22 protein-coding genes are annotated in these 17,514 nt (G+C 73.8%); 12 read left to right on the forward strand and 10 right to left on the reverse strand.

All coding sequences use genetic code 11. The features are described from left to right. Positions 1–66 precede the first annotated feature (66 nt). On the forward strand, positions 67–846 hold the full coding sequence (locus AB0B41_RS09350) for a MerR family transcriptional regulator (protein ID WP_358200828.1): 780 nt from the start codon (positions 67–69) through the stop codon (positions 844–846). Positions 847–936: 90 nt separating this feature from the next. Beyond that, positions 937–1,461: a potassium channel family protein gene (locus tag AB0B41_RS09355; RefSeq protein ID WP_358200830.1), complete on the forward strand. Its 525-nt coding sequence runs from the start codon at positions 937–939 to the stop codon at positions 1,459–1,461. Between the two features lie 22 nt (positions 1,462–1,483). Here the strand turns inward: AB0B41_RS09355 and AB0B41_RS09360 are convergent, their stop codons facing one another. The 3 genes from AB0B41_RS09360 to AB0B41_RS09370 all read right to left on the reverse strand — a co-directional run bounded on the left by AB0B41_RS09360 (position 1,484) and on the right by AB0B41_RS09370 (position 3,979). Further along, positions 1,484–1,756, reverse strand: coding sequence for a hypothetical protein (locus tag AB0B41_RS09360; protein WP_358200832.1), 273 nt, complete (start codon positions 1,754–1,756; stop codon positions 1,484–1,486). Between the two features lie 111 nt (positions 1,757–1,867). Continuing rightward, entirely contained in the window at positions 1,868–2,146 is a 279-nt protein-coding gene (locus tag AB0B41_RS09365) for a hypothetical protein (protein WP_358200834.1), read from the reverse strand. A 12-nt stretch (positions 2,147–2,158) separates the two neighbouring features. After that, complete coding sequence (locus tag AB0B41_RS09370) at positions 2,159–3,979, reverse strand: glycoside hydrolase family 15 protein (protein ID WP_358200836.1); 1,821 nt, start codon at positions 3,977–3,979, stop codon at positions 2,159–2,161. A gap of 93 nt (positions 3,980–4,072) precedes the next feature. Here AB0B41_RS09370 and AB0B41_RS09375 point away from each other — a divergent pair, with 93 nt between their 5' ends. The 5 genes from AB0B41_RS09375 (at position 4,073) to AB0B41_RS09395 (ending at position 7,713) form a co-directional block, all read left to right on the forward strand. Beyond that, positions 4,073–4,477: a thioesterase family protein gene (locus AB0B41_RS09375; RefSeq protein WP_358200839.1), complete on the forward strand. Its 405-nt coding sequence runs from the start codon at positions 4,073–4,075 to the stop codon at positions 4,475–4,477. 37 nt (positions 4,478–4,514) lie between these two features. Further along, positions 4,515–5,192 carry a MerR family transcriptional regulator gene (locus tag AB0B41_RS09380; protein WP_358200841.1) on the forward strand — a complete coding sequence of 226 codons (678 nt, stop codon included), beginning with the start codon at positions 4,515–4,517 and terminating at the stop codon, positions 5,190–5,192. Further along, a complete protein-coding gene (locus AB0B41_RS09385; protein WP_358200843.1) occupies positions 5,159–6,127 on the forward strand; it encodes a hypothetical protein in 969 nt (322 codons plus the stop codon). Before AB0B41_RS09380 ends, AB0B41_RS09385 begins: the two co-directional genes overlap by 34 nt. 282 nt (positions 6,128–6,409) lie before the next feature. Then, positions 6,410–6,985 carry an ATP-dependent Clp protease proteolytic subunit gene (locus AB0B41_RS09390; RefSeq protein WP_358200966.1) on the forward strand — a complete coding sequence of 192 codons (576 nt, stop codon included), beginning with the start codon at positions 6,410–6,412 and terminating at the stop codon, positions 6,983–6,985. 137 nt (positions 6,986–7,122) lie between these two features. After that, a complete protein-coding gene (locus tag AB0B41_RS09395) occupies positions 7,123–7,713 on the forward strand; it encodes a methyltransferase domain-containing protein (protein WP_358200845.1) in 591 nt (196 codons plus the stop codon). Positions 7,714–7,846: 133 nt separating this feature from the next. Here AB0B41_RS09395 and AB0B41_RS09400 read toward each other — a convergent pair whose 3' ends face one another. From AB0B41_RS09400 to AB0B41_RS09410, 3 genes are read right to left on the reverse strand one after another with little or no spacing between them, the layout of a single operon-like run. Further along, positions 7,847–8,575, reverse strand: coding sequence for an SDR family oxidoreductase (locus AB0B41_RS09400; RefSeq protein ID WP_358200847.1), 729 nt, complete (start codon positions 8,573–8,575; stop codon positions 7,847–7,849). A gap of 9 nt (positions 8,576–8,584) precedes the next feature. Then, the gene (locus AB0B41_RS09405) at positions 8,585–9,721 is read right to left on the reverse strand and encodes an acyl-CoA dehydrogenase family protein (protein ID WP_358200849.1); all 1,137 of its coding nucleotides are present in this window, start codon (positions 9,719–9,721) and stop codon (positions 8,585–8,587) included. Positions 9,722–9,723: 2 nt separating this feature from the next. Further along, a complete protein-coding gene (locus AB0B41_RS09410) occupies positions 9,724–10,515 on the reverse strand; it encodes an enoyl-CoA hydratase-related protein (RefSeq protein ID WP_358200851.1) in 792 nt (263 codons plus the stop codon). A gap of 67 nt (positions 10,516–10,582) precedes the next feature. On the opposite strand from AB0B41_RS09410, the gene AB0B41_RS09415 reads away from it, so the two are divergent. Further along, the gene (locus AB0B41_RS09415) at positions 10,583–11,170 is read left to right on the forward strand and encodes a TetR/AcrR family transcriptional regulator (protein ID WP_358200853.1); all 588 of its coding nucleotides are present in this window, start codon (positions 10,583–10,585) and stop codon (positions 11,168–11,170) included. On the opposite strand, the gene AB0B41_RS09420 is transcribed toward AB0B41_RS09415, so the two are convergent. The 4 genes from AB0B41_RS09420 to AB0B41_RS09435 all read right to left on the reverse strand — a co-directional run bounded on the left by AB0B41_RS09420 (position 11,148) and on the right by AB0B41_RS09435 (position 14,578). Further along, positions 11,148–12,305 carry a hypothetical protein gene (locus tag AB0B41_RS09420; RefSeq protein ID WP_358200855.1) on the reverse strand — a complete coding sequence of 386 codons (1,158 nt, stop codon included), beginning with the start codon at positions 12,303–12,305 and terminating at the stop codon, positions 11,148–11,150. The two genes, AB0B41_RS09415 and AB0B41_RS09420, sit on opposite strands and share 23 nt — an antisense overlap. 139 nt (positions 12,306–12,444) lie before the next feature. Then, on the reverse strand, positions 12,445–12,741 hold the full coding sequence (locus tag AB0B41_RS09425) for a hypothetical protein (RefSeq protein ID WP_358200857.1): 297 nt from the start codon (positions 12,739–12,741) through the stop codon (positions 12,445–12,447). Positions 12,742–12,861: 120 nt separating this feature from the next. Further along, the gene (locus AB0B41_RS09430; protein WP_358200860.1) at positions 12,862–14,040 is read right to left on the reverse strand and encodes a fumarylacetoacetate hydrolase family protein; all 1,179 of its coding nucleotides are present in this window, start codon (positions 14,038–14,040) and stop codon (positions 12,862–12,864) included. A 10-nt stretch (positions 14,041–14,050) separates the two neighbouring features. Then, complete coding sequence (locus tag AB0B41_RS09435; RefSeq protein WP_358200862.1) at positions 14,051–14,578, reverse strand: DUF2867 domain-containing protein; 528 nt, start codon at positions 14,576–14,578, stop codon at positions 14,051–14,053. An 87-nt stretch (positions 14,579–14,665) separates the two neighbouring features. Here AB0B41_RS09435 and AB0B41_RS09440 point away from each other — a divergent pair, with 87 nt between their 5' ends. The 4 genes from AB0B41_RS09440 to AB0B41_RS09455 all read left to right on the forward strand — a co-directional run bounded on the left by AB0B41_RS09440 (position 14,666) and on the right by AB0B41_RS09455 (position 17,380). Further along, a complete protein-coding gene (locus AB0B41_RS09440) occupies positions 14,666–15,247 on the forward strand; it encodes a TetR/AcrR family transcriptional regulator (protein WP_358200865.1) in 582 nt (193 codons plus the stop codon). A gap of 46 nt (positions 15,248–15,293) precedes the next feature. Then, entirely contained in the window at positions 15,294–15,518 is a 225-nt protein-coding gene (locus AB0B41_RS09445; protein WP_232873270.1) for a hypothetical protein, read from the forward strand. A 123-nt stretch (positions 15,519–15,641) separates the two neighbouring features. Beyond that, positions 15,642–16,730: an S-(hydroxymethyl)mycothiol dehydrogenase gene (locus tag AB0B41_RS09450; protein WP_358200867.1), complete on the forward strand. Its 1,089-nt coding sequence runs from the start codon at positions 15,642–15,644 to the stop codon at positions 16,728–16,730. Continuing rightward, positions 16,730–17,380, forward strand: coding sequence for an MBL fold metallo-hydrolase (locus tag AB0B41_RS09455; protein ID WP_358200869.1), 651 nt, complete (start codon positions 16,730–16,732; stop codon positions 17,378–17,380). The genes AB0B41_RS09450 and AB0B41_RS09455 overlap by 1 nt, the downstream gene beginning before the upstream one ends. Positions 17,381–17,514 lie beyond the last annotated feature (134 nt).

The raw sequence follows: 17,514 nt of genomic DNA on the forward strand, positions 1-17,514 counted from the left end.
ATCGTGACAGCAGAATTGTTACAGCAGGACTGTCACATGGGTCAACCCGTGCCGTAATCTGCCGCCATGGCAGCACCAGCGCCTACGGGACCCGATCCCGAGCTCCTCACGGTCGACCAGCTGGCCGCCCGCACCGGCACCACGGTGCGGACGATCCGCTACTACGCAGGTCGCGGGCTCCTCCCCCCGCCGCAGCTGCGCGGCCGCACCGGGCTGTACGGGCCGGACCACGTGGCCCGGCTGCTCCTGGTCGCCGAGCTCTCCGACCTCGGGTTCACTCTGACGGCGATCGAACGGCACCTCGAGCGGCTCCCCCAGTCGGCGGGGCCGGAGGAGCTCGCGCTGCAGCTCGCGCTGCTCACACCATGGGCGCCCGAGCAGCTCGACGAGGTCGACCACGCCGGGCTGGAGGCACGGGCCGGGCGGCGGCTCGACGAGGGCGCCGTCGACAAGCTCGTCGCGTACGGCGCCGTCGAACCCGTGGACGGGGACCGCTACCGGGTACAGGGCCCGATCGCGCTCGGCGCGGGACTCGACGCCCTGGACTTCGGGCTGCCGGCTGATTTCTGGCGCCGCTCCCGCGAGGTCATCGACCGGCACACCTCCGCGCTCGCCGACGACCTGATGACGCTGTTCCAGGAGGAGGTCCTGCAGCCCTACCGGGACGCGGGGCGCCCGGCCGCGCAGCGGTCCCGGCTGGCCGCGGCGCTCTCCCGGCTCAAGCCGGTCACGGTGCAGGGCGTGGTCACGGCGTTCGGGCGCGCGGTGAACCGGACGATCCGGGAGCGCGCCGAGCACCCGCCCGCGCGGCGCTCGACGCAGACCGGGGCCACCTCCGGCGGGTGACCCGCCGCCCCGGATCCGGGGCGAGACTGGCCGCTCGTGTGGGAGGGAGGCACGGGTGGGAGGCGTGGGGCGACCGGCCGGGCACGGCGGATGAACGGCCGCCCGGAGCGCCGCGGGTCCCGGCGGCGCCAGGCCGCGGCCTCGCTGGTCCGCTCGGTGCTCACCACCGCGCTGCTGGTCGTCGTCTACTTCAAGGCACCGCTCGACCGGGGGATCAATCCCGGCACCCTGTTCTGGTTCGTGGCCGGCCTCGTCGCGCTCGCCCTCGCCGTCGTGTGGCAGACCCAGGCCATCATCCGGTCCGACGTACCCCGGCTGCGCGCGGCCGAGACGGCGATGATCGGCCTGCCCGCGCTCCTGCTGCTCTACTCGTCGGTCTACACGGTGATGTCGACCGCCGCGCCCGCGTCGTTCACGCAGAACCTCGGCCGCACGGACGCGCTGTACTTCACCGTGACCGTGTTCGCGACGGTCGGCTTCGGCGACATCACGCCCGTCACGCAGGTCGCCCGGATCATCGTGACGACGCAGATGGTCACCGGGCTGCTCGCCGTCGGCGTGGTGGCGAAGCTGCTGCTCGGTGCCGTGCAGCGGGCCACGACGAAGGACGAGTGACGGACCGGCGTCGGGACCGGCCTCAGGACCGCCGGACGCGCGGGCGGGCCGTCCGGCAGGAGGGCAGCGTCGGGCCGGGCGCCGGGCCGGACGCCGGGCGCGGGACCACCCGGGCGGGCCGGGCCCGCGGCCTCGCGACCGCCGCCGCCCGTGAGCGCGGGTTCCGCGCCGCGCCGGGCGCGGGCCGGCGCGGCGCCGGGACGAGCAGGGCCGCCTCGAGCCGGGCGAGCAACAGGACGGCCAGCATGAGCAGCACCGGCAGGCCGAGCGCGACCGGCAGCAGGACGAGCAGCACGTGGAACCCCCTCCCGGTGCGGCCGTCCCACGCGGCGACCGCACCTCCCCCAGGCGTCGTCCATCGTCCGGCCCCGCCGGCCGGTCGCATCACCTCGCGCAGGTGATCCCGTCAGGCCCTCACCCTCCCCCGCCGGCCGTAGCGCCGGCTGCCCGCGTACCCCGACAGGTCGATCAGGAGCGCGATGGCCAGCCAGACGGCGTCGAACCCGTGGAGCCCGCCGGGCGCGACGAGGACGTAGACCAGCGTCGTGAGCGGCAGGAGCACGATGCCGAGGATCGGCCACAGGACGTTGTCGAAGGTCGCGTTCCAGCGGACGGGGTCGACGAGCCACCACAGCACGTCGACGATCCGCGGTCCGAACAGCAGCAGCCCGACGAACAGGCACACGGTGTCCTCCCCTCAGCGCCGGCGGTCCAGCGCTGCGTCGAGCGTGGTGGCCGCGTCGATCAGCGCGAGATGGGTGAACGCCTGCGGGAAGTTGCCGATCTGCTCACCGGTGAGGGCGATCTCCTCGGAGTAGAGGCCCAAGTGGTTGGCGTAGGTCAGCATCTTCTCGAACGCCTGTCGCGCCTGGTCGAGCCGGCCCGCCCGGGCGAGCGCGTCGACCCAGGCGAAGGAGCACAGGGAGAACGTGCCCTCGGAGCCGCGCAGCCCGTCCGGCGAGGCGGCCGGGTCGTAGCGGTACACCAGGCTGTCGGTGACCAGCTCGGCCTCCATCGCGTCGAGCGTCGAGGTCCACATCGGATCCTCCGGCGTGATGAAGCCGACGGTCGCCATGCGCAGCAGGGAGGAGTCGAGGACCTCCGTGTCGTAGTGCTGCACGAACGCGCCGCGGCGGGCGTTCCAGCCGCGCTCCATGACCTGGCGGTAGATCCGGTCCCGTTCCTCGCGCCAGCGCTCCAGCGGCGCGGGCCGGCCGGTCTCGATCGCCTGCCGGATCCCGCGGTCGAGCGCGACCCAGCCCATCACGCGGCCGTAGGTGAAGGACTGCCGGCCGCCGCGGGTCTCCCAGATCCCCTCCTCCGGCTGGTCCCAGTGCTCGCAGAGCCAGTCGAGGACCTCCACCATCGCCGTCCACCCGCGGTGCGGGGCACGGAGCCCGGCCCGGTCCAGCGCCGCGATGCTGTCCGCGGCCTCGCCGTAGATGTCGAGCTGGAGCTGGTCGGCCGCGCCGTTGCCGATCCGGACGGGGGACGAGCCGCGGTACCCGGACCAGTGCTCGAGGATCTCCTCCTTCAGGTCCGAGGAGCCGTCGACCCGGTACATGATGTTGAGCGGGCCGCCCTCGCCGCCGATGCGCTCGCGCACCCGGTCCCCGAGCCACCCGCCGAACCGCGAGGCCTCGTCGACGAAGCCCATCTTGAGCAGGGAGAACACCGAGAACGACGCATCGCGCACCCAGGTGTAGCGGTAGTCCCAGTTGCGCTCGCCGCCGACCTGCTCGGGCAGGGCCGCGGTCGGGGCGGCGACCAGCCCGCCGGAGGGGTCGTAGGTCAGCAGCTTCAGCGTGATCGCCGACCGGTTCACCATCTCCCGCCAGCGCCCGCGGTAGGTGGAGCGGGAGAGCCAGGTGTGCCAGAAGGCCACGGTGTCGTCGAAGAGCCGGTTGATCTCCTCGACCCTGATCTCGCGCGGCGGGTCCGTGGCATCGGCCTCGAGGACCACCCCGCGCAGCTCGCCGGCCGCGAGCTCCAGGGTGAAGCCGACGTCGCCCTCCTCGACCTCGACCTGGGCGATGCGCGGGTCCTCCGGCTCGCGGACGACGTGCACGGTCAACGTGAGGGCGTCCGTGGCGAACACCGCGCCCTTCTCCGTGACCTCGGTCCGGTGCGCGCGGCGGCCGTAGTCGAAGCGCGGCGCGATGTGCCCCGCGAAGCGCATCCGTCCCCGCACGCAGCGCACCATCCGGACCAGCCGGCTCCCGCCGTTGTGCCGGCCCAGGACCGGCATGAAGTCGGCGACCTCGCCGACGCCGGACTCGGTGAAGAAGCGCGTGACCAGCACGGCCGAGTCCGGGAAGTACATCTGCCGGGAGGTGTGGGGGTCGATGGGGGCCAGCCTGAAGTGGCCGCCGCGCTCGTCGTCGAGCAGGGCGCCGAACACGCTGGGCGAGTCGACGCGCGGGCAGCAGAACCAGTCGACCGTGCCCTCGGTGCTGACCAGGGCGGAGGTGTGCAGGTCGCCGACGAGTCCGTGGTCGGCGATCGCGGTCTCGGTCATGGGCTCCTCCTCGGCGGGGCTGGTCGGGCCACCGTCGCCCGGTGGGACGGGAGCGACATCACCCGCCGCGAACGATCCCCCTAGGCTCCGGGCGTGGCGACGGCGCAGGAGTACGTCCATCCGTGGCACGTCCGGTACCACGAGGTCGACCAGCAGGGCGTCGTCTTCAACTCCTGGTACCTGGTCTGGTTCGACGAGGCAATGTCCGGTTTCCTCGCCCATGCCGGGCTCGCCTACGCCGACCTGGTCGCGGCGGGGTTCGACGTCCAGCTGGTCCGGTCGGAGATCGACTGGCGGGCCGGCGTCGGCTGGGGCGACCCGGTGGCGATCGCGGTGTCGGCCGGGCGGATCGGCACCACAAGCTTCGACCTGCACTTCGAGGTGCGCCGCGGGGACGAGGTCACCTGCACGGGCCGCACCGTCTACGTCGTGATCGCCGCGGACGGCTCCGGCAAGCGCGCGATCCCCGACCTGCTGCGCAGGGCTCTCGAGAAATAATGGACAGCGGCGCTATCGGATAGTTAAAGTATCGGTCATGCGCATGGCCGAGCTGAGCCGCGTGACCGGGGTCCCGGTCGCGACGATCAAGTACTACCTCCGCGAGGGGCTCCTCCCCCGCGGGGAGGTCACGACCTCGCCGAACCAGGCGCGGTACGGCGAGGAGCACGTCCGCAGGCTCGCGCTCGTCCGGTCGCTGGTCGAGGTCGGCGGCCTCTCGATCGCCGCGGTGCGGGCCGTCCTCGCCGCGATCGACGACCCGGCCGTGCCGCTGCACGACACCCTCGGCCTCACCATCGACGCCGCCGACGCACCCGCGCCGGCCGTCGACGACCCCCTGCACGCGGCCGCCGCCGCACGGATCGACGCGATCGTCGCGGAGCGGGGCTGGCGGCTCTCGCCGGACCCGCTGGCCCGCCGGGCCGCGATCGACGTCCTCGCCACGATGCAGCGCGTGACCGGCGACCGGCTCGCCGGCCTGGCCGACGTGTACGCCGAGGCCGCCGAACGCATCGCCGAGGCCGACCTCGACACGGTCACCGCCGTCGAGGACGCCGAGACCCGCGTGGAGACCGCGCTGGTCGGCACGGTCCTCGGCGAGCGGCTGCTCGCCGCCCTCCGCCGGCTCGCGCAGGAGCACGTGTCCGCCCAACGGTTCCCACCGCCCTCCCGGGAGACGCCATGCCCGCCACCACCGGATCCGTCCCGTCCCTGACCCTCCGCGGCGCCCTCGGCTGGCACCGGCCGCTGATGGTGCTCGCCGTCGCCATGGCCGCCCTGAGCGTCGTGGGCCTCGTCGGGCTCGTCGCCGACGACCGGGTGCTCACGGGGCTGCCGATCTGGGCCAAGCCCACCAAGTTCGCCCTCTCGACCCTGATCTACGCCGTGACCTGGGCCTGGCTCGTCGCGCTCGTCCGCGAGCACCGGCCCGGGGCGGCCCGGTGGACACACCGGGCCGGCACCGTCGCCGCGGTGCTGCTCGGGGTGGAGCTGGTGATCATCGTCCTGCAGGTCGTGCGGGGCACCACCAGCCACTTCAACCGCACGACCGCGCTGAACTCGACCCTCTTCACGATCATGGCGGTCTCCATCGTCGCCGTCTGGCTCGCCTCGCTCTACGCCGCGGCCCAGCTCCACCGGGTCCGTGGGCTCGATCCCGCCCGCGGCCGGGCGGTCCGCGCCGGCGCGCTGCTCGCCGTCGTCGGGATGGGGCTGGGGGTCCTGATGACGCTGCCGGGGATCGCCGGGCCCACCGCGGCGGCCGGGATCACCGGGGCGCACACCGTCGGGCTGGCCGACGGCGGGGCCGGGCTGCCGCTGCTCGGCTGGAGCACCGAGGCGGGTGACCTGCGGATCCCGCACTTCGTGGGGATGCACGCGCTGCAGGTGCTGCCGCTCGTGCTCCTCGGGCTGGAGCTGCTGGCCGCGCGGGTCGCGGTGCTGCGGTCCGTCGACGTCCGGGCCGGGTTGGTCGGCGTCGCCGCGGCCACCTACGCCGGGCTGCTCGCGGTCGTGACGTGGCAGGCGTTGCGGGGGCAGTCGCTCGTCTCCCCCGACGCCGCGACGCTCGCGGTCACCGGGGCCGTCCTCGTCGGTGCGGCGCTGGGCGTGGTCGTGGTGCTGCGGCGGAGGAGCCCGGTCGCGGTCTGAGGCGGGCGTCGCCGTGGATCCGTCGCCAGGCGCCTGATGTGCCCCACGGCGTTCACGGTGGGCGAAAACCGCAGGTCCCGGATTCGCCGTGGGCGAAGCACGGTTCCCCGCGGCCCGGCCGACCCTAGCGTCGGCCGGGTCAGGTCCCGCCGTCGTCGCACCGCGTTCCGGTCCGCGACGTCGTCCCGCGAGGAGGCACCCGTGCCCGTCCCGATCCCGTCCCCGAACCCGCCGTTCCACCTGCCCGCCACGCCGTTGTCGGCTCCGTTGACCCCGGCCCGGATGAGCGCACCCGCCTCCGCGCCCGGCCTCGCCGACTCGGTGTTCGAGCGGCTGCTGACCCACCGGATCGTCGTCCTCGGGCAGGAGGTCGACGCCGACATCGCCAACCGCATCGCCGGCCAGATGCTGCTGCTCGCCGCCGAGGACTCCGAGGCGGACATCTCGCTCTACATCAACTCGCCCGGCGGCTCCGTGCACGACGGGCTCGCCGTCCTCGACACCATGCGGTTCATCCCGTGCGACGTCGCCACCTACGCGATGGGGCTGGCGGCCTCGATGGGGCAGGTGCTGCTGTCCGCCGGGACGCGCGGGAAGCGGTACGTCCTGCCGCACACGAAGGTGCTGATGCACCAGCCCTCGGCCGGGGTCGGGGGCGCGGAGACCGACATCCGGATCCGCGCGGAGCTGTTGCGGCGCAACAAGGAGGAAGTGGCCCGGCTGATCGCGGAGCACACCGGGCAGACGGTCGAGCGGATCACCGAGGACTTCGACCGCGACCGCTGGTTCTCCGCCGAGGAGGCCCGCGCCTACGGCTTCGTCGACCACGTCGTGACGAGGGCGGGCGAGGTGAGGTGAGAGCCGCGCGGAGGTGAGGGACCCGCGAGCCGCGCCCTCCCCCCGCGAGTCGGCGGTTTCACGTCACCGGGTCGGCCGACTCCGGGACACATGATCGTGGGCTTGCCGGGAGCCGCGGGGCCCGGCAACGTCGGGGCGTGATCGAGGTGGTGCAGGAGTCGCTGGCCCTGCCGGGCGGCGAGATCGTCGTCGTGCGGCCGGCGCCCGGGGCCGAGGTGCCGTTCGACGAGGTCGGCGACGAGCTGCTGCCCCCGCACTGGGCCGAGATCTGGCCGAGCGGGATCGCGTTGGCGGACGCTGCCGCCGCGGTCCCGCCCGGCACGCGGGTGCTCGAGATCGGCTGCGGTCTCGGGCTGCCCGCCCTCGCGGCGGCGCGGTCGGGTGCCGACGTGCTCGCCACCGACCTGTCGTCGACCGCGATCGGCCTGGTCCGGCGCAGTGCCGAGCTGAACGACCTCGTGCTGCGGGCCGACGCGCGCAGCTGGTCCGATCCGGCGTTGGAGCCCGTCGACCTGGTACTCGGCGCCGACCTGCTCTACGGGCACCGCAACGTCGTCGAGCTGCTGGCGGTCCTCCCCCGGCTCGCCGGGGAGGTGTGGCTGACGGACCCCGGCCGCCCGCTGGCCCCCGAGTTCCTTGCCGACGCCCGGAGGACCTGGACGGTGACCAGCCGGCCGACCGGACAGGACGGCGTCACGCTCCACCGCCTCACCCACGCCGCGACCTGACCAGGATCTCCCGACATCGCACATCCGGTCGCCCGGAGCCCCCGACTCGCGGTGCCGGAAGTACCGACTCGCGGTGCCGGAAGTACCGACTCGCGGTGCCGGAAGTACCGACTCGCGGGTGGAGGGGTACCCCTCAGCTCATGGTCAGCCCGCCGCTGACGCTGAGGGTCTGGCCGGTGATGTAGGCGGCGTCGGGCGAGGCGAAGAAGGCCACCGCGCCGGCGAGGTCGGTGGGCCGGGCGAGCCGGCGGAACGGGATCGCCCGGGTCAGGGACTCCCGCAGCTTCGGGTTGTCCCCGCCCATCGACGCGAAGAGCGCGGTGTCGGTCGGCCCCGGGCACACGACGTTGGCGTTGATCCCGTGCCGGGCCGTCTCGCGCGCGACGGTCTTGGTGAAGGCGATGACCCCGCCCTTCGCCGCGGAGTACACGGCCTCGCCGGACGAGCCGACCCGCCCGGCGTCGGACGCGAGGTTGACCAGCGTGCCGCCGCCCTGCTCGATCATGATCGGCAGCACGGCCTTGCAGGTGTGCAGGACACCGTAGAGGTTGATCCGGATGACCGTGTCCCAGTCGGCCGGGTCGGAGTCGACGAACGGGCCGGCCTTGTCCCAGCCCGCGTTGTTGACCAGGACGTCGATCCGGCCGAACCGCCCCTGGACCTGCGAGACCATGGCGTTCACGGACTCGCGGTCGGTCACGTCGGCGCGGAGCCCGACCCCGCCGACGGCCTCGCCGGTCTCCTTCGCGGTGGCCTCGTCGACGTCGGTCGCGACGACCGTGACACCGTCGGCGGCGAGCCGCTCGGCGATGGCCCGGCCGATCCCGCGGCCGGCGCCGGTCACGATGGCGATCCTCGACACTGTTCCTCCTTACGGGGCGAGCTCGCGGCCGACCCGCTGCCGGGCGATCACGAGCTTCATGATCTGGGCGGTGCCGTCGCCGATCTGCAGGCCGAGCACGTCGTTCATGCGCTGCGCGATCGGCAGCTCCGTGCGGTAGCCGTACTGGCCGTGCAGCAGCAGGCACTGGGTGATGGCGTCGTGGGCGACCTTCGGCGCCCACCACTTGCACTTCGCGGCCTCCGCCGTGTGCGGGAGGTCGTGATCCTTGAGCCACAGCGTCTTCAGGCAGAGCAGGCGGGCCGCGTCGAGCAGGGTCTCCGCCTCGGCGAGCGGGAACGCGACACCCTGGTTCGTCGACAACGGACGGTCGAAGGCCTCGCGGCGGGTGACGTACTCCCAGGTCTCGTCGAGCGTCTGCGCCGCGCAGCCGAGGACCTGCAGGCCGATGAGCGCGCGGCTGAAGTCGAAGCCCCGCATGACCTGCGAGAAGCCGTGGCCCTCGGCGCCGATCAGGTGGTCGGCGGGGATGCGGACGCCGTCGAGGTGCGCCGCGCCCCGTCCCACCGCGGTCGTGCCCACGTCCGGGTACGGCTCGCGGGTCACCCCGGGCCGGTCCAGCGGCACGAGGAACGCGCTGACGTCGCGGCCCCGCTCCGCCGACGGCCCGGTCCGGGCGAAGACGACCACGGCCGCGGCGTCGGCGGCGAAGGACAGGGACTTGACGCCGTCGAGCACCCAGTCCGGCCCGTCGCGCCGGGCCGTGAGCCGGGGCGCCCCGGCGTCCGACCCGGCGTGCGGCTCGGTCAGCCCGATGCCGACGACCTCCTCCCCCGAGCAGATCCGGGGAACCCACTCGGCGGCCAGCTCCGGGGCGTTGCCCGCGAGGATCTGCCCGACGAGCGAGCCCACCACCTGCAGGTACCCGACGCAGACGTCGCCGCGCCCGATCTCCTCGGTGACGAGCCCGGAGGTGACCCGGTCCGTGCCGCGGCCGCCGAGCCCGGCGGGCAGCTCGGGGGCGATCAGGCCGGCGGCGCCGATCTCCTTGCGCAGCTCCGGCTCGATCCGCTCCCGCCCGCGGTAGGCCGGCAGCAGCGTCCCGACGGCGAGGGCGCGGGCCCGGTCCCGGAAGGACTCCTGCTCGGCGCTGAGCGCGAAGTCCACGGTCAGTGGGCCCGGTAGTACTTGGCGAACTCGGGCGGGCGCTTCTCGGCGAAGGCGCGCGCGCCCTCCATGCCCTCGTCCGACACCGCGAAGAGGTCCAGTGCGGACATCGCCATGTTGGACAGTCCGGCGTGGTGGTCGGTGTCGGCGTTGAACGAGTGCTTGAGCACCCGGATCGCCGTCGGGCTCTTCTCGGCGACCTCGGCGGCCCAGGCCTTGGCGGTGTCCAGCACGTCCGCGGCCGGGACCACGGCGTTCACCAGGTTCATGGCGAGCGCCTCCTGCGCCGAGTACTGCCGGCACCAGAACCAGATCTCGCGCGCCTTCTTCTCCCCCACCACGCGGGCGAGGTAGGCGGAGCCGAACCCGGCGTCGAACGAGCCGACCTTGGGCCCGCTCTGGCCGAAGCGGGCGGTGTCGGCGGCGATCGAGACGTCGCACAGCACGTGCAGCACGTGCCCGCCGCCGATCGCCAGCCCGTTGACGGCGGCGATCACGGGCTTCGGCACGTCCCGGATCAGCTTGTGCAGGTAGCCGATCTCGAACATGCCGCTGTCGCTCGGCCCGTAGTCGCCGGTCTCGGCACGCTGCTTCACGTCCCCGCCGGTGCAGAACGCCTTGTCGCCGGCTCCCGTGAGGATGATCGCCCGTACCTCGTGGTCCGCCCACGCCGCACGGAACGCCCTGGTCAGCTCCTCGACCGTCTTCGCGCGGAAGGCGTTGTACCGGGCCGGGCGGTTCATGGTGATCACGGCGGTGGTGCCGTCGACCTCGTAAACGATGTCCTCGTACACGTCGACTCCCTCGTCTCGTTCGCTGACCACCGTGACAAACTTTGACTCTTGGGTCAAGATGTGAAGCGTGAGTCAGCGAGTGGCGCGCAAGCGCGGGCAACGGGTGCGGGCGATCCTCACGACCGCTGCCGAGCTGTTCGGCGAGCGGGGCTACCGGGAGGTGAGCCTCGAGGACGTCGCCGAGCGGCTGGACGTCACGAAGGGCTCGCTCTACTACTACTTCGCCAGCAAGGACGAGCTGGTCACGGCAGCCATCGAGACCCTGGGCACGGACTGGACGGACCGTCTCGAGGCCGTGCCCGCCGCCGGCACCCCGACCGAGCGGCTGCGGGCGCTGCTGCGCGAGCACATCCGGATCGCCGTCCGCGAGTACCCCGCCGCGCTGCGTCTGTTCCTGGTGCCGGACGACTGGCCGGAGGAGCAGCGGGCGCGTATCAAGGCCCTGCGCCGACGGCACGACGCGGTGTTCCGCGCCGTCGTCGAGGAGGGACTGCGGACCGGCGAGTTCACCGTGGTCGCCGTCGACCCGACCCTGCAGGCGATGCACGCCGCGATGTCGCAGGCACCGGTCTGGGTGCGCGACGACCGGGGGATCGACCAGCTCGCCGACACCCTGATGATGCTGGTGGGGGTCAGCGCGGGAACTGCGGCATGAGAGTGCCGGCGCGGCGGCGCAGCCCGTCGATCGTCGCGATGTCGTCGTCGATGTCGGTGAGGTCCGCGGCCACCTTCTCCAGCCCCTCGACGGCGGACACGGCGGCACCGAGCCGGCGGTCGAGCTCGTCGTCGCGGCGGGTCAGGGCGGTCGTGATCGCGCGGCGCAGCTCGGCGTTGGCGGAGCGCGCGGCGTCCCGCGCCTGCTTGCCGACGGTCAGCTGGAACTCGTCGACCATGGTCCGGACCGCGGTGCGCACCTCCGCCCGCCGGCGGTCGAGGCCGCGCTTGCGCTCCCCGCTCAGCGCCGCGCCGCCCAGCCCGATCGCGCCCAGGCACGCGCCCGTGACCAGCATCCACACCGGCACGGCGACGCCGAGGAACCGGGTGAGCACGAAGGCCATCATGATCCCGCCGTACGAGGGCATGACGACGGTGAGCAGGCGCGCCGGGATCGGGGTCCGCCCGGCGTCGCCCGGGGGCGGCTCGGCGATCAGCGCGACGGTCTCGGCGCCCGGCGGGATCGGGATGCGCGGCATCGGCAGCCGCTCGGTCAGCTCGGTGCCCTCGGTCAGCCGGTCCGCGACGACGCGCACGCCGTAGTCCAGCTCCACGTGGAGCCGGTCCGCCTCGGCGGCGAGCCGCTCCCGGAACCGGCCCATGATCTCGACCCGCTCCTTGCCCGGATCGTGCTCGCCGATGTCCCGCTCGGTGTCCGTGAGCACCGCCCGGGTGCGCGTGCGCAGGGAGAACTCGACGTCGGAGCTCAGCCCCGCGAAGCCGTCGCCGAGGATCTGGGACCACTCCCGGGACACGGCCCGCAGCCGGGACGACCGCGTGCGCAGCGCCTTGAGCTCGGCGCGCAGCCGGGCGCCGCGGGCGGGATCGGCGAGGGCGGCGCGGCGATAGCGCAGGTCCGAGCGGAGCGAGTCGAGCGCCCGGGTCAGCTCCTGCGAGGCGGTACGCATCGCGGCGACCCGGCGTCCCGCCGTGGTGGCTCCGGTCAGCTCGTCGCGGGCGGCGCGCAGCCGGCGGGCCAGGTCCTCGCGGTCGTTGGCCTCCGCACCGGCGAGGGTCGTGCCGAGCAGGTCGAGTGCCTCGTCGACGGGGTTGCGGACGGGTTCCGGCGTGGCCACGACCGGGCTCCTCCTCGAGCGAGAACGGGCCGGGGAGGGCCCGCGGGGAACGTGACGGACGGCCGGGGCGCGTGCGTGCCCCGGCCGTCACCGGCGCGGGAGGCCCGCGCCTCGTGCGGCGGTTCTGCCGGCGGCGGCCCTAGTGGACGACGCCGCCGCTGTGGTCGTGCCCGGAGTGCTCGTGGTGCTGGTGCCCGTGGTCCTCGTTGTCGCAGTTCTTCCAGTCGTGGTCGTCGTGCTTCCAGTCGTGGTCGTCGTGCTTCCACGAGTCGTGGTCGTCGTGCTTCCAGTCGTGGTCGTGCTTGTCGTGGTCGTGGTGCTTGTCGTGGTGCTCGTGCTTGTCGTGCTTGTCGTGGTGCTCGTGCTTGTCGTGCTTGCCGTCGTGGTGCTTGTCGCCGTGGTGACCGTGGTCGTGCGAACTCTTGAAGTCGCCCATGGTGGTCCCGTCCTCGTGCGCCGTGGCGCGGATGATCCCGACGTGTCCTCTGACAGTGACGACACTCTCGCTGATACGCCGCGCGTCGTTACCGCCGTTCCGCCGCCCGGCGCAGCGGCGTCAGCCGGCGGGCAGGACCGTGCCGCGCACCTCTCCGAGGGAGAACCGGCCGCCGTCCGGCCGCGGGGCGCTGGCGACGATCGAGACCTCGTCGCCGTCGTGGAGGTAGTGGCGGGTGGTGCCGTCGGACAGCGCGAACTCGTCCCGGCCGCCCCAGGTCAGCTCGAGCAGACAGCCGCGTTGGTCGCGGCGGGCCCCGGAGACGGTGCCGGAGCCGAGCAGGTCGCCCGGCCGGATCGGGGCGCCGTTCGTGGTCAGGTGCGTGACGAGCTGGGCCGGCGTCCAGTACAGGTCGCCGCCGGGCGGGGTGGAGATCCGCTCGCCGTTCAGCCGCACCTCGAGGGTGACGTCGAGCCCCCGGTCGGCCTTGCCCAGCAGGTAGGGCAGCGGCTGCGGGTCCCGGGCGGGCGGCTCGGTCCAGGCGCCCGCCAGCTCGTCGAGCGGGGTGATCCAGGCGGAGATCGAGGTCGCGAAGGACTTGCCCAGGAGCGGGCCGAGCGGTCGGGACTCCCAGGACTGGAGGTCGCGCGCCGACCAGTCGTTGAGCAGGACCACGCCGAAGACGTGGTCGAGCGCCTCCTCCAGCGGCACCGGCCCGCTGCTCGCGCCGCCGAGGACGAAGCCCAGTTCGGCCTCGAAGTCCAGCGCCTTCGTCGGGCCCAGGTCGCCGGGACCGCGCTGACCGGCGGGCCGGACGACGGGGCTGCCGCTCACGTAGACCGTGCCGGCGCGGCCGTGGTAGCCGACCGGGAGGTGCTTCCAGTTCGGGGTCACCGTGGCGCCCGGCTTCGCGATCGCGGCGGCGTTGGCCGCGTGCTGCTCGCAGGCGAAGAAGTCGACGTAGTCCGCGACGGTGAAGGGCAGCACCGGCACGACGCCGGCGTGCGGCAGGGCGTACGGCGCCAGCCGCTCGGGGTCGGCCAGCCACGAGGCCAGCCACTCCCGGACCTCCCGCCACGCCGGCCGGCCGGCCGCGAGCAGGCCGTCGAGCGTGGGCTCGGAAAGGAGGCCGGGATGGGGCCCGTCCTGGGCCGCGGCGAGCGTGCCGACGTCGATGTACGCGGTCCCGGCGGGTGCCACGATCCGCGACGGCCCGGGGCGCCCCGACCCGGCGACGACGCCGAGTGCCGTGCCCAGCGGCGGGTCCGGCGGGAGCAGGTCGGCGGCCGTCCGCGTCATGCCGGGCACGCTACCCCGGATGTGCGGTTCCACCCGTCATGGTCGACCGTGCGGGTGCGCCCGGCGACAACCGGCGCGCCGCCGCCGCGAGCATCGACCGGACGACGACCGGGTGCAGGTGCCGCACCACGCCCCAGTACAGCCGGCCGCGGCCGCCGCGGATCCGCACGACGGTGCTCAGCACGACGCGCCCGGGCTCGCGCAGGACCGAGGCCCGGAAGTCCAGGTGGCCGGCGTCGGTGCGCAGGAGCACCTCGTCGTCCGTGCGGCGCAGGGTGTCGAAGGCGGACCGGTCGCCCCGCTCGATCCCGACGAGCCCCACCAGCGCCTGGCGCAGGGCCAGCAGGACCGCGACCCAGGCCGGCGCCCGGCGGAACACCGCGTCCGCCCAGGCCTGCGGGTCGGTCGGCGCGCCGTCCGGCGCGGGCACGGCGTAGGCGTCGGCGGCGTCGACCCGCGGCAACGCCCCACGCAGCAGCGCGGTGTCCGGCGCGGGGACGGCGGCTGCCCGCGGCCGCCGGTCGACCAGTCGGAGCACCCGGACCAGTGGGGACCAGCGCGCCGGCCGCGCGGGTTCGGTGCCGAGCGCGCGCGTACGGCGATGTCGAGGGCCGGACGCAGGACGTTGACCGCGGACGACTGGGCCGCCGCCGCCCTGCGGGCACTGGCCGAGGGCGGCACGCGGGCCGTCGCCGTCGAGCCGCTCGCCGCCCGGCTCGGCGCCACCAAGGGCAGCTTCTACTGGCACTTCCGGTCCCGCGACGAGCTGCTGGCCGCCGCCCTCGACCGCTGGGAGCGGGTCGAGACCGAGGAGGTCATCCGCACAGTCGAGGCCAGGCCCGAGCCCCTCGCCCGGCTGCGCGCCCTGTTGCTGCTGGTCCTGGGGGCGACCACCGAGCGGGCGGGCAACGCCGTGGAGCTGGGCCTGCAGGGGAACGCCGGGCACCCGCTCGTCGCGCCGGTGCTCGAGCGCGTCTCCCGGCGCCGGCTCGCCTACCTGACCGCCCTGTTCACCGGGCTCGGCTTCCCCGCGGCCGAGGCGGAGCGCCGCAGCCTGCTCGCCTACACCGCCTACCTCGGGCACGCCCAGCTCGCGCACGCGACGCCCGCCCTCGCCCCCCGCGGCGAGGGGCTGCAGGCCTACGCCGACGAGGTGATCCGGACGCTCGTCGATCGGGGCGGTGGGGACGACCCGCCCGCGAGGTGATCACCGGCGCCCGGTTCTGTCGGGGCCGGCACGTACCCTCGCCGCCGTGGCGTCGACCGAGCTGATCCGGATCACCTGTTGCGGCTCGTCGTGGGTCGGCGCCGACCGCGCCCACTGCTGCCGCCGGTTCGGCGGTTGCGGCGCGGTGTTCGACGACGCCAGGCTCTTCGACGCGCACCGGCCGAAGGGTGCGTGCACCGACCCCCGTGGGCTGGACCTGGTGCAGACCAAGAACGGTATCTGGCTGCGCCCGCTCGACCTCGCAGGCTGAGCGGGCTTCCCTCCTCCGGGGGACGATCCGCGGCAGGGACGCCGGGCACCTCGCGTCCGATCCATGAAAGGGTCACGATGCGCGCATCCCGCGCGGCGTGGACCCGACACAGGAGTGAGAAGCATGGCGCAAGAGGTCCGTGGGGTCGTCTCCCTCGAGAAGGGCAAGCCGGTCTCCGTCGAGACGATCGTGGTCCCGGACCCCGGTCCCGGCGAGGCGGTCGTGAAGATCCAGGCGTGCGGGGTCTGCCACACCGACCTGCACTACCGGGAGGGCGGGATCAACGACGAGTTCCCGTTCCTGCTCGGCCACGAGGCCGCCGGGATCGTGGAGTCCGTCGGCGAGGGCGTCACCGACGTCGCCCCCGGTGACTTCGTGATCCTCAACTGGCGCGCGGTCTGTGGGCAGTGCCGGGCCTGTAAGAAGGGCAAGCCCTGGTACTGCTTCAACACCCACAACGCCACGCAGAAGATGACGCTGAAGTCCGGCCAGGAGCTGTCCCCGGCCCTGGGCATCGGCGCGTTCGTGGAGAAGACCCTGGTCGCGGCCGGGCAGTGCACCAAGGTCAATCCGGCCGTGAAGCCCCAGGTCGCCGGCCTGCTCGGGTGCGGCGTGATGGCCGGCATCGGCGCCGCGATCAACACCGGTGGCATCGGCCGCGGCGACTCGATCGCCGTCATCGGCTGCGGCGGCGTGGGCGACGCCGCGATCGCCGGCGCGAACCTGGCCGGCGCCACCACGATCATCGCCGTGGACACCGACGACCGGAAGCTGGAGTGGGCCCGCGGCTTCGGCGCCACCCACACCGTCAACGCCCGCGAGACCGACGCGGTCGAGGCGATCCAGGCCGCGACCGACGGGTTCGGCGCCGACGTGGTCGTCGACGCGGTCGGGCGCCCGGAGACCTGGAAGCAGGCCTTCCTCGCCCGCGACCTCGCCGGCACCGTCGTCCTGGTCGGCGTCCCGACCCCGGACCTGAAGGCCCCCGAGCTGCCGCTGATCGAGTACTTCGGCCGCGGCGGCGCGCTCAAGTCCAGCTGGTACGGCGACTGCCTGCCCTCCCGCGACTTCCCCTACCTGGTCGACCTGCACCTGCAGGGCCGGCTGCCGCTGGAGAAGTTCGTCTCCGAGGAGATCGGGCTCGACGACATCGAGACCGCCTTCGAGAAGATGCACCACGGCGACGTGCTGCGCTCGGTGGTGGTCCTCTGATGGCCACTCCCGAGGGCCTCCACAAGGGGCCGATCGACCACGTCGTCACGCACGGGACGTTCTCGCTCGACGGGGGCACCTGGGAGGTCGACAACAACGTCTGGGTCGTCGGCGACGAGAACGAGGTCGTCGTGATCGACGCCGCGCACGACCCGGAGGCCATCGGCAAGATCATCGCCGGGCGCCGGGTGGTCGCCGTGGTGTGCACCCACGCGCACGACGACCACGTCAACCAGGCCCCGCGGCTGGCGGACACGTTCAACGCGCCGATCCTGCTCAACCCGGCCGAGGCGCCGCTGTGGGAGATGACCCACCCCAACCGGTCCCCGGACCAGGAGATCGCCGACGGGCAGATCATCACCGCGGGCGGCATCGAGCTCCGCGCGCTGGTCACCCCGGGGCACTCCCCCGGCTCGACCTGCCTCTACGCGCCGGAGCTGAAGACGGTGTTCACCGGCGACACGCTCTTCCAGGGCGGCCCCGGCGCCACCGGCCGCTCCTACTCGAGCTTCGACACCATCATCGACTCGATCCGCAGCACCCTGCTGCCCCTGCCCGGCGACACGGAGGTCCGCACCGGGCACGGCGACTCCACCAGCATCGGCTCCGAGGCACCGCACCTCGAGGAGTGGATCGCCCGCGGCCACTGACCCCGTGAGTGCCCACTGCCCCTAGAGGGTCACCTGCCGCTCACGACCCCCGGCGACGTGGGGTTTCCGTCCATCCACCGGCACACGGCCTGGTCGGTGGGGGTCGTGAGTGCGTACTGCCCCTCTAGGGGCAG

This window comes from Pseudonocardia sp. NPDC049154, from assembly GCF_040648315.1.
In the GTDB taxonomy this organism is placed as follows: Bacteria; Actinomycetota; Actinomycetes; order Mycobacteriales; family Pseudonocardiaceae; genus Pseudonocardia.